The sequence below is a fragment of the Microbacterium rhizomatis genome (genome assembly GCF_008710745.1).
GTDB classification, from domain to species: Bacteria; Actinomycetota; Actinomycetes; order Actinomycetales; family Microbacteriaceae; genus Microbacterium; species Microbacterium rhizomatis.
On sequence record NZ_VYSA01000002.1, the window covers coordinates 983,433 to 1,009,704 of the forward strand.

Here is a 26,272-nt window from a genome sequence, read left to right on the forward strand (position 1 = left end):
GTCACCACCGGGCGCTGTCGTCGGAAGCTGCGCCGTCGAGGGCCGCGTCGAGCGCCGCATCGACGATCGCGGCAGAGGCGGCGGCATCCGTCATCCACAGCGGAGCGACGACGGGACGGATCCCGCATTCGGAGACCGCCCCGGACTCGCTCCCATCCTCTTCGGCGAGCAGCCACGCGTCGAGGATCCCGTCGTGCGTACGCGCGCCGTAGTGCGCCGCCACGGCTGCGGCGGAGGTGTCGACGCCGATCGCGGTCAGGCACACGTCGGCCATGCCGCGCACCACACGACCGCCGATGATCGGCGAGACGCCGACCACCGCGCCGGGGGCCGAGCGGAGCGCGTCGCGGATGCCCGGCACTGCCAGGATCGGGCCGATCGAGACGACCGGGTTCGACGGTGCGATCAGCACGACGTCGGCCGCTGCGATCGCCTCGAGCACCCCGGGCGCGGGGCGCGCCTCGGCGATGCCGGGGTTCTGGAAGGCCGCAGGCTCGAGTGCCGCCCGGTGTCGCGTCCACCACTCCTGGAAGTGCAAGACGGCGCCGTCGCGCAACACGACATGCGTATCGACTTCGGCGTTCGTCATCGGCAGCACCCGGACTCCGAGCTGCCAGCGCTGCGACATCCGCTCGATCACCTGCGCGGGGGTCGAGCCCTCGCGCAGCCACCCGGTACGCGCCAGGTGGGTGCCGAGGTCGAGGTCGCCGAGCGTGAACCACGGCCAGCCCGCGCCCCATTCCTGCAGCTCATGGTTGACGCGCTCGGTGTCGCCCACGCGCCCCCACCCCCGCTGGGTGTCGTTCACCCCCGCGAGTGCGTAGACGAGCGAGTCGACGTCGGGCTGGAGGCGTACCCCGCTCAGCCAGAGATCGTCGCCCGTGTTGGCGACGACGGTGGCCTCGGGCGCTCCGCGACGCTTCAGCGCTTCGCGGACGCCGAGCGTGAACTTCGAGCCGCCCACTCCACCCGCGAGAACGACGACGCGCGGGCCGGTCACTGCTGTGCCTCCGCGGCAGCGCGAGCTGCGGCCGGCAGCGCGGCGAGCACGCGCGCGAGCGCGTCCTCGTCGTGCGCGGCGGTGAGGAACCAGGCCTCGAACACGCTCGGCGGCAGCGACACCCCCGCGTCGAGCATCGCGTGGAAGAACGGCGGGTACCGCCACGACTCCTGGGTCAGCGCCGTCGCGTAGTCGTCCGGCGCCTCCGGCAGGAAGACGACGCCGAACAGCGAACCGGCCCTCGGCACGGCGTGCGTGACGCCGGCGATCTCGAGCGATCCCGACAGGGCTGTCGCCACAGCGGATGCCGCGGCATCCACCCGCTCATACACCTCGGGCGTCGCGAGCCGGAGTGTCGCGATACCCGCCGCGACCGAGAGCGGATTGCCGGACAGCGTGCCCGCCTGGTACACCGGGCCGACGGGGGCGAGGAAGTCCATGACGTCGGCCCTGCCGCCGAGCGCCGCCAGCGGCATGCCGCCGCCCACGACCTTGCCGAACGTGAAGAGATCGGGCGTGTAGTCCTCGCCGCCTTCGACCTGCAGGCCCCAGAAACCGGCCGGATGCACGCGGAACCCGGTGAGCACCTCGTCGATGATCAGCAGCGCCCCGGCGGCGTGCGCGATAGCGGCGAGCCCGGCGTTGAAGCCCGGGAGCGGCGCGACAACTCCCATGTTCGCCGCGGCGGCCTCGACGATCACCGCGGCGATCCGGTCGCCATGGACCGCAAACGCCTCGCGAACGGCGTCGAGGTCGTTGTAGGGCAGCACGAGAGTCTGGGCGGCGATCGGTGCCGGCACACCGGCCGAACCGGGAAGGGCGAGGGTCGCCACCCCCGACCCCGCGGCGGCGAGCAGGCCGTCGGAGTGGCCGTGGTAGTGCCCGGCGAACTTCACGAGCAGGTCGCGGCCGGTGAAACCCCGTGCGAGGCGGATCGCCGTCATCGTCGCCTCGGTCCCGGTGGAGACCAGGCGCACGCGCTCGACGGGGTGCGCGGCGCCGACCGAAACGCGGTCGGCGATCAGGTCGGCAAGGTCGACCTCGGCTCCGGTGGGCGCTCCGAACGACAGCCCGCGGGATGCGGCGGTTCGCACGGCCTCGACCACCTCCGGGTGCGCGTGGCCGAGCAGAGCCGGACCCCAGGAGGCAACCAGGTCGACGTACTCCCGGCCCGCGGCATCCGTGATGTAGGGCCCCCGGGCCGAAGACATGAAGCGCGGCGTGCCGCCGACAGAGCCGTAGGCGCGCACGGGCGAATTGACGCCCCCGGGAGTCACGGCGCGGGCGCGGGCGAACAGGTCGTCGTTGGCGTCGGTCATGGCCTCACCTCTTTCTGGTTTCGTTGTGGGCGCCCGACCGCGCACAACGCAGGATCGTTCGGCCCCGCAGCCGAACCGCTTGGCGGAATTCTGCGGGCCGTGCCGCGGAGCGGTCGTGTTCGTCCTGCGTTGTGCACCGAGGCGGGCACGGAACGGCGGGGGGAACCGAGCACGGGCTAAGCCCGCAGCCAGGCGGCCGCTTCGACCGCGAAATACGTCAGGATCGCATCGGCGCCCGCCCGGCGGATCGCGGTGAGCGACTCGAGGATCGCGCCCCGGCGGTCGATCCAGCCGTTGTCCGCCGCCGCTTCGATCATCGCGAACTCGCCCGACACCTGGTACGCCCACACCGGGACGTCGACGGATGCCCGCACCTCAGCCAGCACGTCGAGGTATGGCATGGCGGGCTTCACCATCACGATGTCGGCACCCTCTTCCACGTCGAGCAGTGCCTCTCGCACCCCCTCGCGCCCGTTGCCCGGGTCGAGCTGATACGTGCGCCGATCGCCCTTCAGCTGCGAGTCGACCGCCTCGCGGAACGGACCGTAGAACGCCCCCGCGTACTTCGCCGAGTACGCGAGCAGGATCGTCTCTGTGAAGCCCTCGGCATCGAGCGCCGCACGCACGAACCCGACCTGGCCGTCCATCATGCCCGACAAACCGAGCATCGCCGACCCCGCGCGCGCCTGCGCGAGCCCCATGGACGCGTACCGCTCGAGCGTCGCGTCGTTGTCGACCGAACCGTCCGGCGCGAGAACACCGCAGTGCCCGTGGTCGGTGAACTCGTCGAGGCACAGGTCGGTCTGCACGACGACCGCGTCGCCGACCTCCGCGACCACCGCGGCCGCGGCGACATTGAGGATGCCGCGCGGGTCGTCCGCGCCCGAACCCGTCGCGTCCCGCTCTTCGGGGACGCCGAAGAGCATCACGCCGCCGATGCCGGAGGCCGCCGCCTCGGCCGCCGCACGGCGCAGGGAGTCGATCGTGTGCTGAACAACCCCGGGCATCGACGAGATCGGGACCGGCTCGGTGATCCCCTCGCGGACGAACATCGGCAGCACGAGCTGGGCGGGATGCACCGCCGTCTCGCGCACGAGTCTGCGGACCGCGGGCGACTGCCTCAGCCGCCGCGGTCGGTGGACGGGGAAGCTCACGTCGAGAACTCGTCCGCGCGGCGGTCGTCGGTGCTGTGCTCGTCAGGCGTGCGCGGGAGCGCGAACCGCGATACCGCGTCGATGAGAGCGTCCACGGTCTGCTGCTCGGCGACGACATCGACCGTCAGGCCCGCGCGCCGGGCATCTTTCGCCGTGCGCGGCCCGATCGCCGCGATGACCGTCCCGTCGGGAATCTCAGGGAACTGCGCCGAGACCTGCTCGGCCACCGAACCGCTCGTCACGAGGATGGCGTTGATTCGGCCCGAGTGGACGTCGTGCGCGATGCGCTCCGTCACCGGCACACCCACGGTGCGGTACGCGACGACGCTGCGAACCCGGTGACCGGCTTCCACCAGCATCCGGGTGAGGACGGGCTTGGCGATCTCGCTTCGCAGGGTCAGGATGTCGCGCGGCTCGGGCTCGAGAGCGATGAGCTGCTCGGCCATGCCCGCCGCCGAGTTGTCACGCTCCGGGATGAGGTCGACGCGGTACCCCATCGATTGGAGGGCCGCTGCCGTGGTCTCGCCGACGGCGGCGACGCGGGTCGTGCCGGGGATCTCGGCGCGGTAGGCGTAGAGCACGTCGGCCGTCGTCGCGCTCGTGACCGTCAGCCAGTCGAAGGCTCCGGCCGCGAGATCGGCCAGGGCACTGTCGAGCGACGCCTGGTCGTTCGTCGGGGCGAAGTTGATCAGGGGCGCGACGACCGGCGTGGCCCCCTGGGTGCGGAGCGCGGCGGCGACACCGTCTCCCCAGGGTCCGCCGCGGGGCACCAGAACGCGCCAGCCGGTGAGCGGTTTGACCGCAGGCTGGTGGGCCGGGGAGTGCTGAGGGGCTGCATTCATTGGGTCGACTCTCGTGGTACCACGTCGGCCGCCCCACGTTCGAGCAGTCGACGAGCGACATCGGACCCGGCGCGCGTTGCACGCGCGATCGGGCTCGCGCCATCGACAGCATCTGCGCCATTGCCACTGCCTGACAACTCCCGAGCATACCCCGGCCCGAGGCCGACCGTCCGGTCTATCCCCAGGCGCCTCGCGCCGTCGGGAGAGTACACGACCGCGCGGATGCGCAGATCCGCGTCATCGCGCACCTCGGCGTGCACGCCGATCGGTGCGCTGCACCCGGCCTCGAGCGTGGCGAGCACCGCTCGCTCGGCCGTGACCGCGTGGCGCGTCGGCCAGTCGTCCAGACCCGAGACCGCGACGGCAAGCTCGGCGGGAGCGTCCTCGCGGATCTCGACTGCGAGCGCTCCCTGGCCCGGAGCCGTCGGCCACTCGGCGAGCCCGAGATACTCGATGTGGAGCGCGGGATCGTCGATGCCGAGGCGCGCCAGCCCCGCCGCGGCCAGGAGGACAGCATCCAGCTCGCCGTCCCGGACGCGGGAGAGCCGGGAGTCGACGTTGCCGCGCAGATCCCGCACGTCGACGCGGGGATTGCGCCGCCGGGCCTGGGCGACCCGTCGGGGCGAGCCCGTGCCGACCGTCGACCCCGGCGCCAGATCGTGAAACGGTGCGCCGTCCTGAGCGCCTGCGCGCGTCACGACGACGTCACGCGCATCTTCGCGCACCGGCGTCGCGGCGATCACGAGTCCCGGCGCGGGCGCGGTGGGCAGATCCTTCAGCGAGTGCACGAGCAGGTCGCACTCGCCCGCGAGCAGGGCGGCCCGCAGCGTCGTCGCGAACACGCCCGTTCCCCCGAGTGAGGCGAGGGACGCACGCGAGACATCGCCCTCGGAGACGATCGGGACGAGTTCCACGGGACGGCCGGATGCTGCGGCCAACGCGTCGGCCACGTGCTGCGACTGCGCGAGGGCGAGGGCGCTGCGCCGGGTACCCAGGCGCAGAACGCTGCTCACCTGAGCACCGGCAAGGTCGCAGCCGCCGTCACTGGAGCACCTCGGGGATCTCGTGCGGCTCGATGCGTCGACCCGTGTAGAACGGCACCTCCTCGCGCACGTGCCGGCGGGCGTCCGTGTAGCGCAGGTCGCGCATCATGTCGACCAGGTCGGTCAGCTCGTCCGCCTCGAGCGGCAGGATCCACTCGTAATCACCGAGCGCGAACGACGCGACGGTATTGGCGGTCACCCCGGTGAAGGCCGCGCCCTTGCGGCCGTGCTCGGCCAGCATCCGCCGCCGTTCCTCCTCGGGAAGGAGGTACCACTCGTAGCTGCGGACGAACGGATAGACGCACAGCCACCGCTTGGGGGCGATGCCGCGCAGGAACCCCGGCACGTGAGAGCGGTTGAACTCCGCATCGCGGTGCACGCCCATCGCGTTCCACACCGGGACGAGCGGGCGCAGCAGGTCGGTGCGGCGCAGGCGGCGCAGGTCGCGCTGCAGGTCTTCGGCGTCCGGCCCGTGCAGCCAGATCATCAGATCGGCGTCGGCCCGCAGGCCGCTGACGTCGTAGAACCCGCGGACGATCACGCCGCCCTCTTCGATCAGCGCCGTGATAGACGCGACCTCGGTCTCGTCGGGTTCGGTGACCGGATGCTGCGGATCACGCCGCAGCACCGCCCACAGCGTGTACGACGTCGGCGTTTCAGAAGGCTCGGGTTCGGGTGCCATACCCCCAGTCTCTCCCGGGCGACGGCGCTCGGCAAACGCTCGCCGACCCGCGTCAGCGGGTGTATGCGCGGACCAGTGCCCACACGATCGAACCCACCGCGGCCGCACTGGCGACGACCACCGCGGTGGCCAGGGTCGGGTTCTTCCGCGTGAAGCTGCGCGCCTGCGCGATCCGCTCGTCGGCGACACGCGACACGCGCCGCGGCACGTTCACCTTCTCTTCGATCGCGGCCAGCGCCGCCTTGAGCTCGGTGCGCGCCTGCTCGACCGGGTCGGCGATGCCGATCGGCACGGCGGTGCGCGGAACGGGCACGGGCGAGTTAGAACTCATCGCGCACCTCCTTCACGTCGATGGCGATGGACTGGGCCGGATTCGGGGTCTTGCCGATCTTGCGGAACCTCAGGAACCCGAGCAGGCCCAGCACGATCGTGAGCAGGAGCATCGCTCCGAACACCACGATCGCCGACAGCCAGACCGGCCACCACGACGACAGGCCCGCGATCACGAACGTGCCGAACACGGGGATCGACCAGAACAGCACGAAGAGGGCGCCGACGAACCATCCGGCGCCGACCCCGGCATCCTTCGCCGTCCGGCTCACCCACGCCTTTGCCGAATCGATCTCCGCGACGATCAGATTGCGGACGAGCTCGGGAATGTCGCCGAGGAGGGTGAAGATGCTGTCTTCTGACCGGTCGCGAAAGCCGCGAGGAGTCGTCATCTCAGCTCCCGCCGCGGCCCGCGGCATCCGCGATGTCGTCGATCGCATCGTCGGCCGCGTTCTTCACGGCGTTCTTGGACGTATCGGCCGCCTTCGCGACGTCATCCACCGAGGCCTTGCCCGCGCTGACCGCGGCGTCGATCTTCTGGCCCGCCGTTCCGCGCGACGATGCCGCCTTCGTCACTTTCACCGCGCCGTCCCACAGGGCGTTCGGAAGCGCCATGACGCTCGATTTGGCGAAGTCCTTCACCTTGCCGACCTGCTGCTGCACGGGGTCGAGGTTCCACACCTTCGCGGCCTGGGTCTTGATCTGCTCGTACCGCTCGCGACCCGCACGGGTGCCGAGCACGTAGCCCGCGCCGAGCCCGATGACGAGTCCTACTTTGCCCCTCATGGGGTCTCCTCACGCTGGATGAGACTGCTGGTCTGCTCACCAGGGTAGACCGGTATTCCATTTCCGGCATCCACCTTGACAAGCCGCCGCGCGAGCGGCGTTCCGGTCAGTGATCGGCAGCCCGGTCGCCCCACAGCACTCGCCTGCGCACGTGCTCGGCCTCTGCGACCGCGTCCGGCACGACCTGGGCGAGCCCGGTTCCCGATATCCACGCGCCGACGACGGCGAGCCCGTCGATCGCGCGGACGGCGGAGCGGGCCGCAGCAGAGCGATCGGCCTGACCGATCGCCGATGCGGGCTGCGACTGCACGTAGGCCTCCCGCTGCGCCCCGCGCAGCTGCGCGGGATCGAGCGGCACCCCGAGGAGGGCGGATGCCTCGGCCAGCGCGAGCTGCACAGCATCCGTGTCGTCGAGAGTCGCTGTGGCGGGCGCTTCGCCCTGCGCACCGAACGACACGCGGACGAGGTGGAGCCCCTGAGCCTCGCGTGCCAGCCACGCCCACTTCGCGGTGGAGTGGGTCAGCGCCTTTGCCGCGCGGGCGCCGGGCACCGTGAGCACCCCGGTGCCCCGGGGCGCCTCGTCGAGCGCCGGAGCCTCGAGCGCGAGGGTGACGATCTCGACGATCGGGTGGGGCGCCGCCGCGAAAGGTTCGAGCGCGGGCGCGACGGGCGCGAGGAGGCGGCGCGCGTCGTCCTCAGGCGTGGCCACGATCACGGCATCTGCCTCCAGCGGCCCTGCCGAGTCGTCCAAGAGGTCCACGACCGAGACAGTCCAGCCGGTGCCGGTCGCGGGGTCTGCCGCCGTCACGGACTCGGCACGAACGGACGTGCGCACGACGGCGCCGAGCTCGACCAGGCGCGAGCGCAGCGCCGCGGGCAGGCGCGTCATTCCGCCGTCGATGCCCTCGACCGCGCTCCCGGGGGTCGCGGAGCGCTCGCCGACAAGCAGCCCGACGGCGCCCGCGAGCGAGCCCGCACGCGTGAGCGCCGAGTTGAGGCCGGGCGCCGCGACGTCGACGTCGATGTCATCGGGCCGCGCCGAATACACCCCGCCCGTTACCGGAGCGACGAGGCGTTCGAGCACGCGCCGTCCCATCCGGGTGCGGACGAGCCGCCCGAGGCTGTGCTCGTGCCCGATCGTGAGAGGGGGCCGCAGGCGATCGACGTATGCCCGCCATGCGCCTCCCCATCCGATGATCCTGCGCACATCGGGGCTCCACGGGTTGTCGGGGATGCCGAGGACACCGCCGGCCGGCAGCGGCGCTGCCGCTCCCCCGGGAAGACCCGCCACCCACGCGCGACCCGCGGCGGGGCGCACGACCGCATCGTCCAAGCCGAGCTCGGTCAGCAGCGCCCGTACGCGCCCGCCGCGCGTCGCGTAGCTCTCGGCACCCACGTCGACCGTGACGCCGGCGACCTCGGCCGAGCGGATGACCCCGCCGACGCGATCGGACGCCTCGAGCACCGTCACCCGCAATCCCACCTTCGCGCATTCCAGGGCGGCGACGAGCCCGGCGATCCCGCCGCCGATCACGACGACACGGGTATCGCGGGCCTGCTCGACGAGCTCGTCGAACCCCGGGTCGGCCTCGTCGCTCACGGCTGCAGCGAGTGGACGAGGCCGACGATGCGGGTCAGCACGTCGGGGTCGGTCTCGGGGGGCACGCCGTGGCCGAGGTTCACGACGTGCGCACGCGCTGCGCGCCCTCGGGCGACGACATCGCCGACGTGCGCCTCGAGCACGGGCCACGGTGCGGTGAGCAGGGCGGGGTCGATGTTGCCCTGGACAGTGGTCCGCCCGCCGAGCACGGCAGCGGCCTCGTCGAGCGGCATCCGCCAATCGACGCCGACCGCGTCGGCGAGGCCGTCGAGCCTCATGTCCGCGAGAATCGGCCCCGTGCCGACCCCGAAGTGGATGCGCGGGATGTCGCCGAGCCCCTCCAGCGCCGCACGCGAGTGGGGGGCGACGAACGCTCGATAATCGGCCGGGCTGAGCGATCCGGCCCACGAATCGAACAGCTGCACCGCCGAGGCCCCCGCCTCGATCTGCGCCCCGAGGAAAGCCGCCGAGACCTGGGCGAGCCAGCCGGCAAGGCCGTGCCACGCCTCCGGGTCGGCGTGCATCATCGCCCTGGCACGCAGGTGCTCTTTCGAAGGCCCGCCCTCCACGAGATACGCGGCCAGGGTGAACGGGGCGCCCGCGAAGCCGATGAGGGGCGTGTCGCCGAGCTCTTCCACGACGATGCCCACCGCGTCGCGGACCGGGCCCGCCGCGGCTGCGACGCTCGCGGGCTCGATCGACGTCAGACGCGCGACGTCATCGCGTGTGCGGACCGGGTCTGCGAACACCGGCCCCCGGCCGGGCTGGATCTCGACCTCCACGCCGGCCAGGCGCAGAGGCACGACGATGTCGCTGAAGAAGATCGCGGCGTCGACCCCGTGGCGACGCACCGGCTGGAGGGTGATCTCGGCCGCGAGCGCGGGGTCGAGGCAGGCATCCAGCATCCGCGTGCCCACCCGCAGCTCGCGGTATTCCGGCAGCGACCGGCCGGCCTGACGCATGAACCACACCGGAGTGTGGGCGGGACGATCACCGCGCAGCGCGCGGAGCAGGGCGGAATCGGCGGTGCGGGGCATCCCTCCATTGTCCGTCACTTCGCGCACGACCCGTCGAACTTCTCGCTCTCCGCTTTCCTTGCAGACATTAATATGCTGAAATACAGCAATGGGTGCTAGGGAAAAGGCCGATCTCACACTGCCCGTCGTCGACCCGCGCGGTGAGGCGGAGACCCCAGCGGGGTTCGAGAGTGAGCAGACCGGCTATCACAAGGACCTGAAACGCCGGCACCTGCAGATGATCGCGATCGGCGGGGCGATCGGTACGGGGCTGTTCCTCGGAGCCGGAGGCCGCCTCGCGGGGGCAGGCCCCGCCCTCACCGCCGTCTATCTGGTGTGCGGCGTCTTCTCGTTCCTCATCCTGCGTGCGCTGGGGGAGCTCGTGCTGCACCGGCCGTCGTCCGGCTCGTTCGTGTCGTACGCCCGCGAGTTCTTCGGCGAGAAGTTCGCATTCGTCTCGGGGTGGATGTACTTCCTGAACTGGGCGATGACCGGCATCGTCGACGTGACAGCTGCGGCCCTGTACCTGCAGTTCTGGGGTGTGTTCACCTCGATCCCCCAGTGGGCGCTCGCGCTCATCGCCCTCGCCGTCGTCGTCTCGATCAACCTCGTGTCGGTGAAGCTCTTCGGCGAGATGGAGTTCTGGTTCGCCGCGATCAAGGTCACCGCGCTCGTCGTCTTCCTCGTCGTCGGAGCCGTCTTCCTCGGTGCGGGATGGCCGACCGAGTTCGGCCCGACCGGCTTCTCGATGATCAACGACAACGGCGGGTGGTTGCCGAACGGCCTGCTCGCCGCCGTCATCATGACCCAGGGTGTCGTGTTCGCCTACGCCGCGATCGAGCTCGTCGGCACTGCCGCCGGTGAGACGAAAGACCCGGAGAAGGTCATGCCGCGCGCGATCAACTCCGTGATCCTGCGTATCGGCGTCTTCTACGTCGGCTCGGTGCTGCTGCTCTCGCTCCTGCTCCCCTACACCGCCTTCGAAGCGGGGGTGAGCCCGTTCGTGACGTTCTTCAGCAGCATCGGATCACCGCAGCTCGGCGAGATCGCTGGCTCGGTCATGAACTTCGTGGTGCTGACGGCGGCGCTGTCGAGCCTGAACGCCGGGCTGTACTCGACAGGCCGCATCCTGCACTCCATGTCGGTGAACGGATCGGCGCCGAAGTTCACGTCGCTCATGAGCAAGCAGGGGGTGCCGTACGGCGGAGTCCTGCTGACCGGCGCGATCGCACTGCTCGGAGTCGGCCTGAACGCGATCGTGCCCGAGCAGGCCTTCGAGATCGTGCTCAACATCGCGGCCCTCGGAATCATCGCGAGCTGGGCCACGATCGTGCTGTGCCAGATGCGTCTGCAGGCGTGGGCCAAGCAGGGCAAGCTCGTGAGACCGAGTTTCCGGATGCCGGGGGCACCCGTCACATCGTGGATCACCCTCGCATTCCTCTTCGCGGTGATCGTCCTGATGGGCCTCGACTACCCGGTCGGCACGTTCACGGTCAGCTCGCTCGTCGTCATCATCCCGCTGCTCATCGCGGGGTGGTACTTCTTCCGCGGCCGGATCCTCGAGGTCGCCAAAGCGAGGGAGGGGCTCACCGGAAGCTTCCCGACGGTCGCCAACCGACCAGGGCCGCGCGAGGCGTCGCCGGCGTCGGAGGACTGACGCCCGGCTGCTACGGCGTGCGGCGCTTCAGCGTGAGCGACGCGAGCACCAGTGCGCCGACCGCGAACGCGGCGACCACGAGGAGGGGGCCGTAGACGTCCCACCCGGCGCTTCCCCCCGTCACGGCGTTTATCGCGTCGATCGAGTAGCTGAGGGGTAGGAAGTCCGAGATGGCGTACAGCGCGTCGGGCATCTGGTCTCGCGGCATGAAGAGGCCGCCCAGGATGATCTGCGGGAACACGATGAGCGGCATGAACTGAACCGCCTGGAACTCGGTCCGCGCGAATGCGCTCGCGAGCAGGCCGAGCGCCGTGCCCAGCATCGCGTTCACGACGGCCACGAGTCCGAGCTGCCAGAGCGGTCCGTCGACCTGGAGCCCGCAGACTCCCACCGCGAACGCGACGGTGATCACGGCCTGGACGGTGGCCATCATCCCGAACGCGACGCCGTAGCCCACGATGAAATCGCCTTTGCCGAGCGGCGTGGTCATGAGTCGTTCGAGCGTCCCCGAACGACGCTCCCGCAGCGTGGTGATCGACGTGATGAGGAACATCACGGTGAAAGGGAACAGGGCCAGGATCGGTCCCCCGAATTGATCGAACACTCCCGTCTGGGCACTGAAAAGCCAGGCGAACAGGCCGACCAGGGCGCTGGGTGCGACCATCATGAGCACGATCGAGCGCGGATCGTGGCTGAGCTGTCTGAGCACCCGTCCCGCCGTGGCCAGTGTCCGTCCGGCGTTCACGATCTCGCCTCCCCGTCGCGGGCCGCGCGACGCGTCGCAGCGGGTGGGTGGGCGGCGGCGTCACTCTCGATGAGAGCAAGGAACGCGGCATCCGGGTCCGTCGTCGCCGTGTCGGCGAGCAGTCGATCCGGGGTCGTATCGGCGACGATGCGGCCGGCACGCATCAAGACGAGGCGGTCGCAGCGCAATGCCTCATCCATCACGTGACTGCTGACCAGGAGCGTGACCCCCGAGTCGGCGAGGTCGCGGAACAGCGCCCACAATTCGGCGCGCAGCAGAGGGTCGAGCCCGACGGTGGGCTCGTCGAGAACGACCAGGTCCGGTGAGCCGAGCATCGCGACGGCGAGAGACACCCGGCTCCGCTGGCCGCCGCTGAGGGAGTCGACGGTCTGATTCCTCCGGTCGCCCAGCCCGACCTGTTCGATCACGCGCGCCGCATCCGTCTGCGGCGCTCCGATCACCCGGCCGAAGTATCGGACGTTCTGATGGATCGTCAGGTCGCCGTACACCGACGCGGACTGAGTGTCGTAGGCGACGCGGGTGCGCAGCATCCGGGATCCGGCGGGCTGCCCGAGCACCGTCACCGCGCCTCCCGCGATCTTCTGGACTCCCACGATCGACCTCATGAGTGTGGTCTTGCCGCAGCCCGACGGGCCGAGCAGACCGGTCACCTGACCGCGCGGGATATCGAGGTCGAGGCCGTCGAACACGTCTGTGGCGCCGCGCCGCACACGCAGTCCGCGCACCGCCACCGCGGGGCCGCGAGTATCGGAGGTCGTCGTGCCGATCCGATCGGTGCTCATGTGATGCATTATGCGCCGCCGACCGGCCCCTCGGGATGGCGAGATATCCTTGCGGAGTGCTGATCTGCGTCACGGCGAGTCACAAGACCGCCTCGTTCGAGCTTCTCGAGCGGCTCAGCATCCACCCCACGGCGATCGCGCCCCTCATCGCCTCGCACGGCGAGTGCGTGCAGGGAGCTGTCGTGGTCGCCACGTGCAATCGCTTCGAGGCGTACGTCGACATGGACGAGCCGGTCACGGCCTCGGGCCCCGTCGCTGTCGAGGCGGCGCTGTCGGCGATCGAGTCGGTCACCGGCGTCGCCGCGAAGGAGCTCGACGGGTCGTACCGCGTCATCTCCGGGCCGGCCGTCGCCCAGCACCTCTTCGCGGTCGCGGCAGGACTCGAGTCGGTCGTCGTGGGCGAGGGCGAGATCGCCGGCCAGGTGCGCAGGGCCCTCGTCGACGCACGGCAGCACGGCACGACCTCCCGCGAGCTCGAGCGACTCTTCCAGCGTGCGTCCGAAGCGCAGAGGGGCGTCAAGAACTCGACGGCCCTCGGCCGCGCGGGTCGCTCGCTCGTGCGCCTCGCCCTCGACCTCGCCGACAGCCGCATCGCGGACTGGTCGACGCTGCGGGTCCTGCTGGTCGGCACGGGCTCGTACGCGGCAGCGACCCTCGCGGCGCTTCGCGACCACGGTGCCGCCGACATCGCCGTCTACTCGCCGTCCGGCCGGGGCGACCGCTTCGCGCTGAAGCACGGCATCCGTGCCGTGAAGGCTGAGGCGTTCGCCTACGTCGCGGCGCACGCCGATCTGATCGTGACCTGCACCTCGTCCGACGTGCCGGTGGTCTCGGCGTCCGTCCTGACATCGGGTGCCGCGCTCGAGGGCGAGCTGGCCATCCCGGCCCGCCGCCTCGTGATCGATCTCGGGCTGCCCCGAAACGTCGACCCGGATGTCGCCGGCGTCGCGGCGACCGACCTGCTCGACCTGGAGACGATCCGCCTGCACGCCCCCCTGGAAGAGCTGCAGGCCACTGATGCCGCGCGCGCCGTCGTCGAGGACGCCGCCCGCAGATTCGCCGACGTCGGCGCTGTGCGCTCGGTCGAGCCCGCCGTCGTCGCACTGCGCTCCCACGTCTTCTCGCTCATGGAGGCCGAGATCGCCCGCGCTCACGCGCGCGGCGACGAGCAGTCCGAGCAGTCGCTCCGCCACCTCGTCGGCGTGCTGCTGCACACCCCGACCGCCCGGGCACACGAGCTGGCGGCCGCGGGCCGCGCCGACGAATACACCGCAGCCCTGGCAACACTGTTCGGCATCGACGTGCCGGCGCCCTCAGCGGTGGCCACCGCATCCGTCCCCGGCGATCTCGCGGTCTGACTCGCCGAAGGGGTGTTGTGCGAGAGCAGCCCCCGCGCTCTCGGAGCGTCGCTCGCGGGCCGGTTACCGAGGCGACCACCCCCTCGAGCGGCAACACCCGCCCCGCGAAACCGTGCCCCCGCGACTCGCGGGCCGGGTGCCAGACTGGAGGCATGAGCCTGCACATCACCGACGATGCCGCCGCGGACGAACTGCTGAGCACCAACCCGCTGGCCCTGCTGATCGGCATGCTGCTCGACCAGCAGGTCGCCATGGAGACCGCGTTCTCGGGCCCGCTGAAGATCCAGCAGCGCGTCGGGAGCATGGATGCCACGACCCTCGCCGAATACGACCCCGAGGCCTTCGCCGAGGCGTTCAAGGCGACTCCCGCCGTGCACCGCTACCCCGGATCGATGGCCGAGCGCGTGCAGTCGCTGTGTGCGGCGATCGGCAAGGACTGGGGTGGCGACGCCGCAGCGATCTGGACGACCGGAGCACCCAGCGGCGCCGAAGTGCTCAAGCGGCTTAAGGCGCTTCCCGGTTTCGGCGAGCAGAAGGCGAAGATCTTCCTGGCCCTGCTGGGCAAGCAGTGCGGATTCGACGGCGACGGTTGGCGTCAAGCGGCCGGGCAATACGGCGAGGACGGGTCGTTCCGCTCGGTCGCCGACATCGTTTCTCCCGACTCTTTGACGAAGGTCCGCGAGCACAAGCGCGCGATGAAGGCGGCCGCGAAGGCCGGCACGGCCTAGGGGACGACGCGGCGCCTGGCACCGCAGCGAGTCAGGGGAAGCGATGGGGAGGCGGCGGCCGTCCCTTCCGGGGAGTGGAGCTGCGTCTCAGCCTGGGGTCGAGCCGATCCGATTCGGCGCGTCCATCCGGGCATCCGCTTCGACGCGGGCACTCAGAGGGTATTGCCGATTTTTATAATATTGGTATCTTGATGAGGTAGTCGCACCGGTGAGGGTCGGTGGTGATCGGCTTCCTCGATATGCCCATGACGACACAAGAGCAGACGCGCCCCGCCGGCGTCGATCCATTGGTGGCCACATCGCCCGCGCGCGCCGGTCAGCGCGTCGCTGCGCTCGCGATCGACGCCGCCATCCCGCTGGCCGCCGCGGCGACGGGCACCGCCGCGTTGGCGACCCGGCACACCGCTATCGCCTGGATGCTGATGCTCGTCGCCGCCGCTGCGATCTGCGTCACCCTGCGCGCGCTCGCCCGCACGGGCTCGACCCTCGGACACCGGGCGGTGGCCACCCGCACGGTGCGGCGGTCGACGGGAGCAGCGGCCGCCGCATCCCTCGTCACCTCGTTCCTTCGAGGTGATCTGGGCACGTTCGACATCCGTCGCGGCCGAGACCCCTTCGCCCCGGCGTTGATGCCGTTCGTCTTCCCTGAGGGGGTCCCCGCGGCACCGCGCGGCCTCCACCGCGGCGGCGTTCCCGTGATCGCACTCGATTCCGGGCAGCGGCTGACCGTGTCGTCGGCACTCGTGCTGGGGCGAAGCCCCTCGGCACCAGCGGACGCACCCGCCGAGGTGTATCAATGGCCCGACCTCTCTCGCTCGCTGTCGCGGTCACATGCCCGGATCGAATGGGATGGGCGGCTCGTGTGGGTTACCGACCTCGGTTCGACGAACGGGACGTTTCTCCAGGTGGAGGCGGTTGCTCAGGAGCTCGTTCCGTTCCAGCGCACGGCAATCCCACCCGAAGCCACGCTCGAACTCGGCGACCGCATGGTGACCGTGTCGACCAGGAAGTCACGACGACAGGGACGTACCGGTTGCTCGCCGTGTTTGACGATACTGCGGGGTGGAAGCCGGTGCTGCCGTGATTGGTGATGGGTTGCACCCGCGCGGGGGATTTGGTCGCATCGGTGGTGTCGAGGTGCCGGTGCTCGGAGTCGGCAGCGCCGGAACTTTCGGAACCCCGGTCGCATACGTCACGATCGCGAAGGACGATGCCCCCTCCTGGGTGACGCCGCTGCCCGGCGATTACGCGCCTGGTTCGGACGCCATTCGCATCCCGCGTTCTGCGGTGACGGACTTAGGCGGATGGGACTGGTACGCCCTGTTCGCGGGCGAGTGGTGCTGGGTGGCGAACGTGCGTGAGGAGCGGTTGCTGATCGTGACCAGCTCATACTCGACCGCGATGAGCAACCCGTGGGAATGGAAGGGTTCACGTAACGACGGGTGGAGCCGGTGGGTTGATGCCGACGAAGTTGTGCTGGAAGCGCGATGGCAACCGTCGGTGGACCCTTCTGAGGGGAGTGCGACGTGATTCCGTTGCAGAAGTTGTTGTGGGCCGCGTCGGAGCGGGCTTTCCTTGAGCAGGGTTCGTCGTTGCTGGTGGGTCCCGCGGTGCGCATCGGGGATGCGTTGCAGTGGCGGACGGCCGGTGAGGTGCTGACCGCGTACGGGTTCGATGCGGCCGGGGCGGGCACGGTGGATGTGTTGCGGTTCGAGCGGTCACCGTTGACGGACGTGTCCATCCCGCGACCGGGTGACCCGTCGTGGTCAGCGGGGTACGGGACCGGGTTTCTGCGCGGCCCGGGGGCTGTTCCGGTGTGGAATGTCGCGGCCACTGTGATGCCTCGTGATGCGGAGATCTGGCGTATCCATGCGGACGGCCAGCAGGAGTTCGTCGCGGGTTATGGGGGGCCGGCCGTGGGGTGGCGTGATACGGGCGTGTTCGTGCCGCCGACGATGCTGGTCGGGCCGCGCGCCGAATGGCAGGGGCGTGAGTACGTCGCGACGTGGGTGGACGCGACCCATATCGAACTCGTCACGCTGAGCCGCGAAACGTTGGACGGTTTCACGCAGACGCGCCCGTTCGTGTTCAGCCGCGTCGTGGAGGCGGCCTCCTGCTCACGTCTGTTCGAGAACTCGTTCACCGGAACATGGCAAGGCATCCCGTGCACACTGGTGCAATCGAACCAGGACGAAGCCGCGATCCTGCTCTCCACCGACGCCGCCCGGGCCGCGCAGATGGGGGCGGTCGAACTCGAGCCCGGGATCTACTGGCACCTCGTCCCACGCGCGGAGATCACCGACATACAAGGCCTCACCCGCCAACTCCCGCCGCCGACGAACGCGTAGTGGCGGGACGGTACCCGGACAAGGGAAAGGTGGATCGATTGCGCAGCGATAGCACTTCTTCGCTTCGCTCTGAACCTGACGTTTCTCGTGACGCGATCGACGGGGAATTGCGAAGCGGTCTCCCTCTTACCCCCGCAGTGCGGGAGCGCGTGGCCCTGATTGACAGTGCCCTCGCCGTCAGACCAACCGTCGACCCGATCGTGGTCACTCTGACTGGAGCTTCTGCGCGCATACCTGATGATCCTGCGCCCGGTACGCGCACCTTCGAGCCGAGTTTCCTCACCAGTTACCTGACCGGAAAAGATTACCGCCCCTTCCCGCAGGCAACTGTCGTCCGCCTACTGATCCCGGAAGGCACCCCGGCACTCTTCCAGGAGCCCGCGCTGCCGGATAACCCCGGGACCCTGTTGCTCGGACGCGGCATCGAATGGGAGATCGACAGGGTGGTCACTCTCCCCGATCACACTCTCGTTACCGCCCACGTCGTCGCAAGACGTCCAGGCGACCTCTGAGACACCATCCGATGAGAAGTTGCTGACCGAGCTCGGTGTGCTGAAGGAGTTGCCGTGAACGCGGAGGATTTCCGCGAAGCCATTCTGGCGGAGCGCCTGATGCGCTGGGTCCAGGTCGGGCCGCCCGATGGAGCCTCCGCCAATCGAGTGTGCGTGTACGGGTCTGAGGGGTTCTGGCAGTCGGTCATCACAGACGAACGCGCGGGGTTGATGGAACGACTCGCCGCCGATTCGCTGGCGAGTCGGACGCGCTCGAATCAGCCCTAGACGACCTCGCCGCGCTGTCACCGGCGGAGCGCCGTCTTAGCGGCAACAAACCAATCCCATTCGGACAACCGGCTGCGGGCCGCGTCGGAGCGGGCATTTCTTGACCCATGTCAGCGCGATGTCGCGAGCCTCGCCCGAATCTCGCGCGCGGCGCGCAGCAGCGCGGCGATCGCCGCATCGGTCGGCGCCTCCCTCGGGAGAACGACAGAGAGCGCGGCGATCACCTCGCCGTCGGCCCCGCGGACGGGGACCGCGACGCCCGTCGACACCGCCTCGATCGATCCGGCGGCCACGACGAACCCCGAGCGCCGCACCTCGGCGAGAGTGCGGCGCAGGGTCGCCGCATCCGTGATCGTGTCGGGCGCCACGCGAGCCAGGGGCGCCGCGAGAACGTGATCCTGCCGCTCCCGCGGGCTGAAGGCCAGCAGCACCAGACCCGACGACGACGCGTGCAGCGGCAGACGGCCCGCGATGCGCGTGATGTTGGCGCCCGCCTGAGGGTGCGAGAGTCGCTCGAGGAACAGGGCCTCGTCCTGCTCGAGCACAGCGAGCTGGGTGTGCTCGCGGATCTCTGCCTGCACGCGCTCCATCGACGGCAGCGCCGCCTGGCGGAGGCGGAGGGCGTCCGATCCGCGGAGGGCCAGTTCCCACAGCCGCATCCCGAGCCGGACCCGCTGCTCTTCGTCGCGCTCGAGCAGGCCCGCCTCGACGAGCGCCCCGACCTGCCGGTACGCCGTCGCCGACGGCAGCCCGGCTCGCCGCCCGATCTGCGCCACGGTCTGTACAGTGCGGTCGGAGGTGAAGGTCTCGAGGATCCGCACGATCCGATCCGTCGCCGAGTCGCCCGACGGTGAGTTGGCCATGGCACCAGGCTGGCACAGCATCCCGTCCGCGCCGCGGAAAGGCGCTGACCCTATGCTGACGTCGTGAGCACGATGACGTCCGACACGATGCCCGCTCCCGCCGCGGGGCGAGACGACCGCATCACCTTGCGCTTCATGACCACGCCGGCCGACACCGCCGCCGGCGGGCGCTCGGTCGCAGCCGGGAGCGTCATGGAGTGGATCGACAAGGCCGGCTACGCCTGCGCCGTCGGGTGGTCGGGCGCCTACTGCGTCACGGCGTACGTCGGCAATGTCCGGCACCGCCGGCCCATCGCCCCTGGCAGCCTCATCGAGGTGCAGGCGCGTCTCGTGCACACCGGGCGCTCGAGCATGCACGTCGTGGTGACCGTCTCGGCGGCGGAGGTGAGCAGTCGCACGTACTCGCCCGCCACCACCTGCATCCTGATCTTCGTCGCGAAGGATGCCGGTGGGCAGCCCACTCCCGTCCCCCCGTGGGAGCCGCTCTCGCGCTCGGATCACCGGCTCGCGGCCGGGGCGCTGGAGAGGATCCCCGCCCGCACCGAGATCAAGCGCCTGATGCTCGACGAGGACTACACCGAGGCATCCGAAGCCCCGCGCACCCTGCTGCGGTTCCTCGCCCCGCCCGGGGTCGTGAACTGGGGTGGCAAGGCTCACGGCGGGACGGTCATGCGCTGGATCGACGAGGCGGCGTATGCGTGCGCCGTCGGGTGGCTCGGCGGCGCCGAGCTCGCCGATCACGCGGTCGCCGTCTACTCCGGAGGCATCCACTTCTTCGCGCCGGTGCGCATCGGCGACCTCGTCGAGGTCGACGCCCGGCTGATCCATACGGGCGGGCACAGCATGCACATCAGCACCCGGGTGGTCACCGCCGATCCGCGCTCGCCGCACGACAAGACCCTCACCACCCTGTGCATGAGCGTGTTCGTCGTGCCCGGCGCCGGGGAAGTCGCGCTCCCGGTGCCGCCGTGGACGCCGTCGCTCGCGGAAGACCTCCGACTCGACGAGCACGCCCGCGAGATCATCCGGCTGCGCGAGCACATCGTGCCGATCGCGGCCTCGCTCGCGCTCGAGCCGTAGAACCGGAGCCCTCCCGCGGCGAGTGCTAGACTGCACGCTAGACGAACGAGTGTTCGCACAGCGAGCACCTGCCGAGACGGCAGCGAGGAGCACGCATGATCGACAAGACAATGACGGATGCCGCGGCCGCCGTCGCCGACATCCCGGACGGCGCCACCGTCATGATCGGCGGGTTCGGCCGCGCCGGCCAGCCCGTCGAGCTCATCGACGCGCTGATCGCGCGCGGCGCGCGCGACCTCACGATCATCAACAACAACGCGGGCAACGGCGACACGGGCCTCGCCGCACTCCTCGCCACCGGCGGGGTGCGCAAGATCGTGTGCTCGTTCCCCCGGCAGTCCGATTCGTGGGTGTTCGACGCTCTCTACCGTGACGGGAAGATCGAGCTCGAGCTCGTTCCGCAGGGCAATCTCGCCGAGCGGATCCGGGCTGCGGGCGCGGGCATCGGCGCGTTCTTCAGCCCCACGGGGGTGGGCACGGAGCTCGCTGCAGGCAAAGAGGCGCGCACGATCGACGGCCGCGACTACGTGCTCGAGTACCCGATCCGCGCCGACTTCGCCCTCATCAGCGCCCTGTCGGGGGATCGCTGGGGAAACCTCGTCTACCGCAAGACGGCACGCAACTTCGGCCCGATCATGGCGGCCGCCGCAGCCACGACGATCGCGCAGGTCGACGCCGTCGTGCCGTTGGGGTCGATCGATCCCGAGACTGTCGTCACCCCCGGGATCTACGTGAACCGCGTCGTCGCCGTGGGCGAGCGCCGGTGGCTCGCCGGCGGCGAGTTCGTCGGCGGCGTCACGGTCGAAGGCGCCCCTCTCGAGGAGGCATCCGCATGAGCACCCGCATCTCGCGCAATGATCTGGCCGCGAAGATCGCCGCCGACATCCCCGAGGGGGCGATCGTGAACCTCGGGATCGGCGCTCCCACGCTCGTCGCCGATTTCCTCCCCGAGGGGCTCGAGATCATCCTGCACACCGAGAACGGGATGCTGGGCATGGGCCCGCAGCCGGCGCCCGGACTCGTCGATCCTGACCTCATCAACGCCGGCAAGCAGCCGGTCACCGAACTGGCCGGGTCGGCGTACTTCCACCACGCCGACTCTTTCGCGATGATGCGCGGCGGGCACCTCGATGTGTGCGTTCTCGGTGCGTTCCAGGTGAGCCAGACCGGCGACCTGGCGAACTGGTCCACCGGTGCCCCGGGAGCCATCCCCGCCGTGGGCGGGGCGATGGACCTCGCGATCGGCGCGAAGGACGTCTACGTCATGACCGATCTGCTCACCAAACAGGGCGACTCCAAACTCGTCGAGAGCTGCACCTACCCCCTCACCGGCGTCGGCTGCGTCACCCGCGTGTACACCGACCACGCGATCTTCGACGTCACTCCCGACGGCTTCCGGGTGCGTGAGCCGTTCGGCGACAACACCGTCGAGTCGCTCTCAGAGCTGATCGGGCTGGCGCTGACCGAGTCGGATGCCGCAGCATCCCCGAAAGGAAACTGACATGGCTGCCACCTACATCTTCGACGCTGTCCGCACCCCGTTCGGCCGGTACGGCAAAGGGCTCGCCGACGTGCGCCCCGATGATCTCGCCGCCGTCGTGATGCGCGCCGCGGCAGAGCGCACGGGCCTTGACCCCGCCCGTATCGACGACGTGATCTTCGGCGATGCCAATCAGGCCGGCGAAGACAATCGCAACGTCGCTCGCTTCGGCGCGCTGCTCGCCGGTTTCCCCTCGAGCGTTCCGGGGGTGACGGTCAACCGGCTCTGCGGCTCGGCGGTCGAGGCGGTCATCCAGGGCAGCCGCGCGATCGAGGCCGGGGATGCCGACATCATCCTCGCCGGCGGAGTCGAGTCGATGAGCCGTGCACCGTACGTCATACAGAAGGCCGAGCGGCCCTATCCCGCCGGCAACCAGACGATGTGGAACACCGCGATCGGCTGGCGCATGACCAACCCCCGGCTGCGCAAGGACTGGACGATCTCGAACGGCGAAAGTGCCGAGAAGCTCGCATCGATCTACGGCCTCTCGCGCGAAGCGCAGGACGCGTTCGCTGCGCGCAGCCACCGCCTGGCGTCCGAGGCCTGGGCCTCCGGCGCGTACGACGCCGAGATCGTCCAGGTCGACGGTCACGAGCTCACGCGGGACGAGGGCATCCGAGACGATTCGACGATCGACGTGCTCGCAGGCTTGAAGCCCGCGTTCGCCGCGGACGGCACCGTGACGGCGGGCAACTCCTCACCGATCAACGACGGCGCCTCGGCCGTGCTGCTGGGGGCGGAGGGGGCTGTCGATGTCGAGCCGCTGGCCCGCATCACCGGCCGGGGCGTGTTCGGCAACGACCCGGATGTGTTCGGCGTCGCGCCGGTCGAGGCGGCCAACCGAGCGCTCGCACGAGCTGGGCGCACGTGGGCCGACGTCGACGTCGTCGAACTCAACGAGGCATTCGCATCGCAGAGCCTGGCCTGCCTGCAGCTGTGGCCCGAGCTCGACCCCGAGCGCGTGAACATCCACGGCGGGGCCATCGCGATCGGCCACCCCCTCGGGGCGTCTGGCGGCAGGATCATCGGCCACGCGGCGCACGAGCTGAAACGTCGCGGTGGAGGGGTCGCGGTCGCCGCGATCTGCATCGGCGTCGGCCAGGGCCTGGCGGTCGTGCTCGAGCGCTGACCCCCCCCCCCCCCCCCCCCCCCCCCCCCCCCTCCGCGCCCCCGCGCGGGGCGCCCCCCCCCGGCCCCCCCACGGCCTGGGGCGGCGGCGGGCGGGGGCGGGGGGGGGGGGGGGGGGGGCCCCCCCCCCCCCCCCCCCCCGCCCTTCCTCGCCGGATAGCCGTGCTCGAGCGCTGAGTCACCCGCCCGGCACAACGCAGGATCGTTGCACCGCAGCGGGGTGTCCGCACGGCGTGTCGCGGCGTGTGGTGTGGATCGATCCTGCGTTGTGCGGCCGGATCGGCGGGAACGCCTGCCGGTCTGAGGGATCCCGGGGTGGCGTGCCTCACCGCTCCGCGCGGCCGGGGTGCCGCTCGACCCCGAACATCTCGAAGGACGGATGGGGCTGACGTTCACGCAGGGCGAGGTTCAGCCGGGCATCTGCACCGTCGGTCCTTGCAGATGTCCGCCCGGCGCCGAAGACTCAGAGACGCGGGGTCCGGGGCGGCACCGTGCGCCGCGATCCGGTCGCCTCGAACGCGGCGGCAAGGCGCAGCAGGGCGGTGTCGTCGTACGCCCGACCCGCGAACGTGAGACCCACCGGCATACCGATATCGGCCATCGTCCCCATCGGCACGGTGACCGTCGGGATGCCGAGGTGCCGGGGCACGAGGTTGCCGTTGGCGACCCATACCCCGTTCCGCCAGCCGAGATCGGCCGATGCCTCGTTCACATCCATGTCGGCGGGCCCGACGTCCGCGACCGTCGGGAAGACGACGGCGTCGAGGCCGAGGGCATCCATCCACTCCTCGAGATCGACGCGCCGGGTCTCTTCCAGCCCGCGCACACCGCCCTCCAGCTCGGGGATCTCGATGAACGACGAGTACGGGTGATCCCGCACCTGCACCGGATAGCTCGAGATGTCGTCATCGAACCCGTCATATCGGTCGGGCAGTGCGCCCGCGGGCTGCGGGAAGATCCGCGATCCGTCGACGTCGGCGAGCGAGTTCAGCGACGGGTCGCCGTTCGCGGCGAGGAAGTCGTTCCACGCCCACGCCGACAGATCCACGATCTCGCGGTGCAGGTACTCCGGCGAGACGAGACCGCGGGTCGCGATCGTCGGCGCGCCCGGCCGGTCGCCCTCGTAGTTCGACACCACGGGGAAGTCCACGTCGACCACCTCGGCCCCCGCGGCCTCGAGGTCGCGCCGGGCGGCCTCCCACAGCGCGATGACCGAGGCGCGGGTCTCGATGCGCTGCCCGGTCTGGCCCCCGATACCCGGAGCGCGTCCCGGGTCGGCGGTACCGGCATCCGGATCCGCGTTGATGTACATGCGGGGGATGCCGATCCGCGCGCCCGCGAGAGCGCCGGTGCCGCCGAGCTCGAGGGATGAAGGCGGGCGGAGGGAAGAGGCGGCGGGGATCGCCACCCACGGCTGGACGCGCCAGAAATCGCCGCGGGTCTGCGGATCGTCGGCGACGATCACGTCGAGCACTTCGAGCAGGTCGGCCATCGTGCGCGTGTGGGGCACGACGACGTCCATCGTGGGAACGAGCGGCCAGTTGCCCCGGACGGAGATGACACCGCGCGACGGCGTGTACGCGCAGAGCGCGTTGTTCGACGCCGGCGCGCGCCCCGACGACCAGGTCTCCTCACCGAGGCCGAAGGCCGCGAAGGACGCGGCCGTCGCTGTGCCCGATCCGTTCGATGACCCCGAACCGAACGCCGCCGTGAGGAAGTCGGCGTTGTACGGGCTCTCGGCGCGCCCGTAGACGCCGCGCTGCATGCCGCCGTTGGCCATCGGCGGCATGTTCGTGAGGCCGATCAGCACCGCTCCGCCGGCGCGCAGTCGCTCGATCGCGAACGCGTCGCGCTGCGCGACGAGATGCTCGAACGCGGGAGAACCGGCGGCAGCGGTGAGTCCGCGGGCGAGGTAGCTGTCCTTCGCCGTGTACGGAATGCCGTCGAGCGCGCCGAGCGTCTCACCGCGCGCCCTTCGCTCGTCCGACGCGCGAGCGTCGGCGGCGGCACCGGGGTTGAAGACCACAACGGCGTTGAGCGCCGTCGCGGTGCCCGCCGCGTCGTAGGCGGCGATCCGAGCGAGGTACGCGTCGAGCAGGTCGACGCTCGTCGCACGGCCCGACTCGAGGGCGGCGCGGAGGTCGGCGATGGTGGCCTCGACCACGTCGAAGGAGGCGCTCATCGCCCGAACCGCGATGGTCGAGCAGGCGCGCCAGCGCCGTATCGAGGCCGGGTGCCCATGTCGAGGTCAGGGTTCATCGGAGGTCCGGGGGATCTCGGTACGCTCGCCGGCGCTCGCTCCCCGCTCACCGGATCGCGCTCCGCGCGAAGAATCCGATGGCACGGCCGGCTGCTGCTGCGTGATGCAGTGGATGCCGCCGCCCCGGGCGAGGATCGGCCGGGCATCGACGGTCACGACCGTGCGCCCCGGGTACACGGACGAGAGGATGTCGCGGGCCGCCGCATCCGCTCGCTCGTCGCCGTAGCCGCACGCGATCACCCCGCCGTTGACCACCAGGTGGTTCACGTAGTTCCAGTCGACGAACCCCTCGTCGTCTCGCACGGCGGAGGGTCCCGGGATGTCGACGATGTTCCACGAGCGGCCGGCGGCATCCGTGGTCTCGGCGACGAACTCGCGCAGGCCGCGCATGACCGCATGATCGGGATGCTCGGCATTCGGCTGCTCGTGGATCAACAGTGTTCCCGGTGAGGGGATCGTCGCGAACATGTCGACGTGCCCGCGCGTGCCGAAATCCTCGTAGTCGCGCGTGAGCCCGCGCGGGAACCAGATAACCTTCGTCGCGCCGATCGTGCGTGCGAGTTCTGTCTCGATGCGCGCCTTGTCGGCGTACGGGTTGCGTCCGGGGTCGAGCTGCACGGTCTCGGTGACGAGCACCGTGCCTTCACCGTCGACGTGGATCGCGCCGCCCTCGTTGACGAGCATCGACGAGACGAGCTCGGCCTCTGCGCCCTCGGCGGTGAATCGGCCGATCTCGCGGTCGTGGGCCCACGTCGACCACGCCGGGGCTCCCCACCCGTTGAAGATCCAGTCGACGGCTCCGAGCACGCCGGGGCGGTCGTCGTCGACCACGAACGTCGCGCCCATGTCGCGCATCCAGTAGTCGTCGAGGGGCGCTTCGACGCGGGTGATGGCGGATGACAGCATCCGCGCCGCGCGTTCGCGCTCGATCGGGTCGACGACCATCGTGACCGGCTCGAACTCGGCGACGGCGTGGGCGACGGCTGTCCACGCGGCGTACGCCTCCTCGGCCGAGGCCGTGTCGTCGCCGAGCGTGAGCCCGGGCCGGGGGAACGCCATCCAGGTGCGCTCGTGCGGGTCCGTCTCTGCGGGCATGCGCCAGGTCATGCGGCACCTCCATCGTCTGGTCGATTCTGCGGCCAATGGGGGTCGCTCGTCCACCGCTCCGGGTGCGGGATGCGGGACTCGGGCGCGCCGCGCTCCGGTGCGCG

The 26,272-nt window shown here is 70.6% G+C and carries 28 protein-coding genes; 12 read left to right on the top strand and 16 right to left on the bottom strand.

Going from position 1 to position 26,272, the window contains the following annotated elements; all coding sequences use genetic code 11:
• Position 1: 1 nt before the first annotated feature.
• The 11 genes from cofD to hemE all read right to left on the bottom strand — a co-directional run bounded on the left by cofD (position 2) and on the right by hemE (position 9,793).
• Positions 2–1,000 (bottom strand): 2-phospho-L-lactate transferase, encoded by a 999-nt coding sequence (gene cofD, locus F6B43_RS12850; RefSeq protein WP_150449308.1) that lies wholly within the window; start codon positions 998–1,000, stop codon positions 2–4.
• The gene (locus F6B43_RS12855) at positions 997–2,319 is read right to left on the bottom strand and encodes a glutamate-1-semialdehyde 2,1-aminomutase (protein ID WP_150449309.1); all 1,323 of its coding nucleotides are present in this window, start codon (positions 2,317–2,319) and stop codon (positions 997–999) included. The genes cofD and F6B43_RS12855 overlap by 4 nt, the downstream gene beginning before the upstream one ends.
• A gap of 176 nt (positions 2,320–2,495) precedes the next feature.
• Positions 2,496–3,473: a porphobilinogen synthase gene (gene hemB, locus F6B43_RS12860; RefSeq protein WP_150449310.1), complete on the bottom strand. Its 978-nt coding sequence runs from the start codon at positions 3,471–3,473 to the stop codon at positions 2,496–2,498.
• Positions 3,470–4,315, bottom strand: coding sequence for a uroporphyrinogen-III synthase (locus tag F6B43_RS12865; RefSeq protein WP_150449311.1), 846 nt, complete (start codon positions 4,313–4,315; stop codon positions 3,470–3,472). The genes hemB and F6B43_RS12865 overlap by 4 nt, the downstream gene beginning before the upstream one ends.
• The gene (hemC, locus tag F6B43_RS12870) at positions 4,312–5,328 is read right to left on the bottom strand and encodes a hydroxymethylbilane synthase (protein ID WP_150449312.1); all 1,017 of its coding nucleotides are present in this window, start codon (positions 5,326–5,328) and stop codon (positions 4,312–4,314) included. Before hemC ends, F6B43_RS12865 begins: the two co-directional genes overlap by 4 nt.
• Positions 5,329–5,356: 28 nt before the next feature.
• Entirely contained in the window at positions 5,357–6,040 is a 684-nt protein-coding gene (gene hemQ, locus F6B43_RS12875; protein ID WP_150449313.1) for a hydrogen peroxide-dependent heme synthase, read from the bottom strand.
• Positions 6,041–6,092: 52 nt separating this feature from the next.
• Complete coding sequence (locus tag F6B43_RS12880) at positions 6,093–6,371, bottom strand: hypothetical protein (protein WP_150449314.1); 279 nt, start codon at positions 6,369–6,371, stop codon at positions 6,093–6,095.
• A complete protein-coding gene (locus F6B43_RS12885; protein WP_150449315.1) occupies positions 6,361–6,762 on the bottom strand; it encodes a phage holin family protein in 402 nt (133 codons plus the stop codon). The genes F6B43_RS12880 and F6B43_RS12885 overlap by 11 nt, the downstream gene beginning before the upstream one ends.
• 1 nt (position 6,763) lies before the next feature.
• On the bottom strand, positions 6,764–7,156 hold the full coding sequence (locus F6B43_RS12890; protein WP_150449316.1) for a hypothetical protein: 393 nt from the start codon (positions 7,154–7,156) through the stop codon (positions 6,764–6,766).
• A 106-nt stretch (positions 7,157–7,262) separates the two neighbouring features.
• Positions 7,263–8,756 carry a protoporphyrinogen oxidase gene (gene hemG, locus F6B43_RS12895; RefSeq protein ID WP_150449317.1) on the bottom strand — a complete coding sequence of 498 codons (1,494 nt, stop codon included), beginning with the start codon at positions 8,754–8,756 and terminating at the stop codon, positions 7,263–7,265.
• Positions 8,753–9,793, bottom strand: a complete 1,041-nt coding sequence (gene hemE, locus F6B43_RS12900; protein ID WP_150449318.1) for a uroporphyrinogen decarboxylase — start codon at positions 9,791–9,793, stop codon at positions 8,753–8,755. The genes hemG and hemE overlap by 4 nt, the downstream gene beginning before the upstream one ends.
• An 88-nt stretch (positions 9,794–9,881) precedes the next feature.
• Between hemE and F6B43_RS12905 the strand changes: the two genes are divergently transcribed.
• A complete protein-coding gene (locus F6B43_RS12905; protein ID WP_150449319.1) occupies positions 9,882–11,429 on the top strand; it encodes an amino acid permease in 1,548 nt (515 codons plus the stop codon).
• Between the two features lie 10 nt (positions 11,430–11,439).
• Here the strand turns inward: F6B43_RS12905 and F6B43_RS12910 are convergent, their stop codons facing one another.
• A complete protein-coding gene (locus F6B43_RS12910) occupies positions 11,440–12,174 on the bottom strand; it encodes an ABC transporter permease (RefSeq protein WP_150449320.1) in 735 nt (244 codons plus the stop codon).
• A complete protein-coding gene (locus tag F6B43_RS12915; protein WP_150449321.1) occupies positions 12,171–12,977 on the bottom strand; it encodes an ABC transporter ATP-binding protein in 807 nt (268 codons plus the stop codon). Before F6B43_RS12915 ends, F6B43_RS12910 begins: the two co-directional genes overlap by 4 nt.
• 56 nt (positions 12,978–13,033) lie before the next feature.
• On the opposite strand from F6B43_RS12915, the gene F6B43_RS12920 reads away from it, so the two are divergent.
• The 7 genes from F6B43_RS12920 (at position 13,034) to F6B43_RS12950 (ending at position 18,190) form a co-directional block, all read left to right on the top strand.
• Positions 13,034–14,335, top strand: a complete 1,302-nt coding sequence (locus F6B43_RS12920) for a glutamyl-tRNA reductase (RefSeq protein ID WP_150449322.1) — start codon at positions 13,034–13,036, stop codon at positions 14,333–14,335.
• A 152-nt stretch (positions 14,336–14,487) separates the two neighbouring features.
• Positions 14,488–15,063 carry an HhH-GPD-type base excision DNA repair protein gene (locus F6B43_RS12925; protein ID WP_150449323.1) on the top strand — a complete coding sequence of 192 codons (576 nt, stop codon included), beginning with the start codon at positions 14,488–14,490 and terminating at the stop codon, positions 15,061–15,063.
• Positions 15,064–15,308: 245 nt separating this feature from the next.
• Positions 15,309–16,154, top strand: coding sequence for an FHA domain-containing protein (locus tag F6B43_RS12930; protein ID WP_170285659.1), 846 nt, complete (start codon positions 15,309–15,311; stop codon positions 16,152–16,154).
• Between the two features lie 46 nt (positions 16,155–16,200).
• Positions 16,201–16,593, top strand: coding sequence for a hypothetical protein (locus F6B43_RS12935; protein ID WP_150449325.1), 393 nt, complete (start codon positions 16,201–16,203; stop codon positions 16,591–16,593).
• Positions 16,590–17,411, top strand: a complete 822-nt coding sequence (locus F6B43_RS12940) for a hypothetical protein (protein ID WP_150449326.1) — start codon at positions 16,590–16,592, stop codon at positions 17,409–17,411. The genes F6B43_RS12935 and F6B43_RS12940 overlap by 4 nt, the downstream gene beginning before the upstream one ends.
• 149 nt (positions 17,412–17,560) lie before the next feature.
• On the top strand, positions 17,561–17,923 hold the full coding sequence (locus F6B43_RS12945; protein WP_150449327.1) for a hypothetical protein: 363 nt from the start codon (positions 17,561–17,563) through the stop codon (positions 17,921–17,923).
• Positions 17,924–17,977: 54 nt separating this feature from the next.
• On the top strand, positions 17,978–18,190 hold the full coding sequence (locus tag F6B43_RS12950; protein ID WP_150449328.1) for a hypothetical protein: 213 nt from the start codon (positions 17,978–17,980) through the stop codon (positions 18,188–18,190).
• 110 nt (positions 18,191–18,300) lie between these two features.
• Here F6B43_RS12950 and F6B43_RS12955 read toward each other — a convergent pair whose 3' ends face one another.
• Positions 18,301–19,053: an IclR family transcriptional regulator gene (locus F6B43_RS12955; protein WP_150449329.1), complete on the bottom strand. Its 753-nt coding sequence runs from the start codon at positions 19,051–19,053 to the stop codon at positions 18,301–18,303.
• A 72-nt stretch (positions 19,054–19,125) separates the two neighbouring features.
• Between F6B43_RS12955 and F6B43_RS12960 the strand changes: the two genes are divergently transcribed.
• The 4 genes from F6B43_RS12960 (at position 19,126) to F6B43_RS12975 (ending at position 22,802) form a co-directional block, all read left to right on the top strand.
• On the top strand, positions 19,126–20,133 hold the full coding sequence (locus F6B43_RS12960; protein WP_246159967.1) for an acyl-CoA thioesterase: 1,008 nt from the start codon (positions 19,126–19,128) through the stop codon (positions 20,131–20,133).
• Between the two features lie 95 nt (positions 20,134–20,228).
• Positions 20,229–20,969, top strand: coding sequence for a 3-oxoacid CoA-transferase subunit A (locus tag F6B43_RS12965; protein WP_150449330.1), 741 nt, complete (start codon positions 20,229–20,231; stop codon positions 20,967–20,969).
• Positions 20,966–21,634: a 3-oxoacid CoA-transferase subunit B gene (locus F6B43_RS12970; RefSeq protein WP_150449331.1), complete on the top strand. Its 669-nt coding sequence runs from the start codon at positions 20,966–20,968 to the stop codon at positions 21,632–21,634. Before F6B43_RS12965 ends, F6B43_RS12970 begins: the two co-directional genes overlap by 4 nt.
• A gap of 1 nt (position 21,635) precedes the next feature.
• Positions 21,636–22,802 carry a thiolase family protein gene (locus F6B43_RS12975; protein WP_150449332.1) on the top strand — a complete coding sequence of 389 codons (1,167 nt, stop codon included), beginning with the start codon at positions 21,636–21,638 and terminating at the stop codon, positions 22,800–22,802.
• A 462-nt stretch (positions 22,803–23,264) separates the two neighbouring features.
• Here F6B43_RS12975 and F6B43_RS12980 read toward each other — a convergent pair whose 3' ends face one another.
• Both F6B43_RS12980 and F6B43_RS12985 read right to left on the bottom strand, forming a co-directional pair.
• Positions 23,265–24,983, bottom strand: coding sequence for an amidase (locus F6B43_RS12980; protein WP_150449333.1), 1,719 nt, complete (start codon positions 24,981–24,983; stop codon positions 23,265–23,267).
• Positions 24,984–25,049: 66 nt separating this feature from the next.
• The gene (locus tag F6B43_RS12985) at positions 25,050–26,168 is read right to left on the bottom strand and encodes an agmatine deiminase family protein (protein ID WP_150449334.1); all 1,119 of its coding nucleotides are present in this window, start codon (positions 26,166–26,168) and stop codon (positions 25,050–25,052) included.
• Positions 26,169–26,272: the final 104 nt, after the last annotated feature.

Excerpts from the sequence above, each read along its gene's own strand:
- F6B43_RS12915 (WP_150449321.1), bottom strand. The coding sequence starts at position 12,977 with ATGAGCACCGATCGGATCGGCACGACGACCTCCGATACTCGCGGCCCC.
- F6B43_RS12905 (WP_150449319.1), top strand. The coding sequence starts at position 9,882 with ATGGGTGCTAGGGAAAAGGCCGATCTCACACTGCCCGTCGTCGACCCG.
- F6B43_RS12985 (WP_150449334.1), bottom strand. The coding sequence starts at position 26,168 with ATGACCTGGCGCATGCCCGCAGAGACGGACCCGCACGAGCGCACCTGG.
- F6B43_RS12960 (WP_246159967.1), top strand. The coding sequence starts at position 19,126 with ATGACGTCCGACACGATGCCCGCTCCCGCCGCGGGGCGAGACGACCGC.
- F6B43_RS12980 (WP_150449333.1), bottom strand. The coding sequence starts at position 24,983 with ATGAGCGCCTCCTTCGACGTGGTCGAGGCCACCATCGCCGACCTCCGC.
- F6B43_RS12955 (WP_150449329.1), bottom strand. The coding sequence starts at position 19,053 with ATGGCCAACTCACCGTCGGGCGACTCGGCGACGGATCGGATCGTGCGG.
- hemE (WP_150449318.1), bottom strand. The coding sequence starts at position 9,793 with ATGCCCCGCACCGCCGATTCCGCCCTGCTCCGCGCGCTGCGCGGTGAT.
- F6B43_RS12885 (WP_150449315.1), bottom strand. The coding sequence starts at position 6,762 with ATGACGACTCCTCGCGGCTTTCGCGACCGGTCAGAAGACAGCATCTTC.
- F6B43_RS12865 (WP_150449311.1), bottom strand. The coding sequence starts at position 4,315 with ATGAATGCAGCCCCTCAGCACTCCCCGGCCCACCAGCCTGCGGTCAAA.
- F6B43_RS12880 (WP_150449314.1), bottom strand. The coding sequence starts at position 6,371 with ATGAGTTCTAACTCGCCCGTGCCCGTTCCGCGCACCGCCGTGCCGATC.
- F6B43_RS12890 (WP_150449316.1), bottom strand. The coding sequence starts at position 7,156 with ATGAGGGGCAAAGTAGGACTCGTCATCGGGCTCGGCGCGGGCTACGTG.
- F6B43_RS12925 (WP_150449323.1), top strand. The coding sequence starts at position 14,488 with ATGAGCCTGCACATCACCGACGATGCCGCCGCGGACGAACTGCTGAGC.
- F6B43_RS12975 (WP_150449332.1), top strand. The coding sequence starts at position 21,636 with ATGGCTGCCACCTACATCTTCGACGCTGTCCGCACCCCGTTCGGCCGG.
- F6B43_RS12855 (WP_150449309.1), bottom strand. The coding sequence starts at position 2,319 with ATGACCGACGCCAACGACGACCTGTTCGCCCGCGCCCGCGCCGTGACT.
- F6B43_RS12965 (WP_150449330.1), top strand. The coding sequence starts at position 20,229 with ATGATCGACAAGACAATGACGGATGCCGCGGCCGCCGTCGCCGACATC.
- F6B43_RS12970 (WP_150449331.1), top strand. The coding sequence starts at position 20,966 with ATGAGCACCCGCATCTCGCGCAATGATCTGGCCGCGAAGATCGCCGCC.
- F6B43_RS12930 (WP_170285659.1), top strand. The coding sequence starts at position 15,309 with ATGACGACACAAGAGCAGACGCGCCCCGCCGGCGTCGATCCATTGGTG.
- hemQ (WP_150449313.1), bottom strand. The coding sequence starts at position 6,040 with ATGGCACCCGAACCCGAGCCTTCTGAAACGCCGACGTCGTACACGCTG.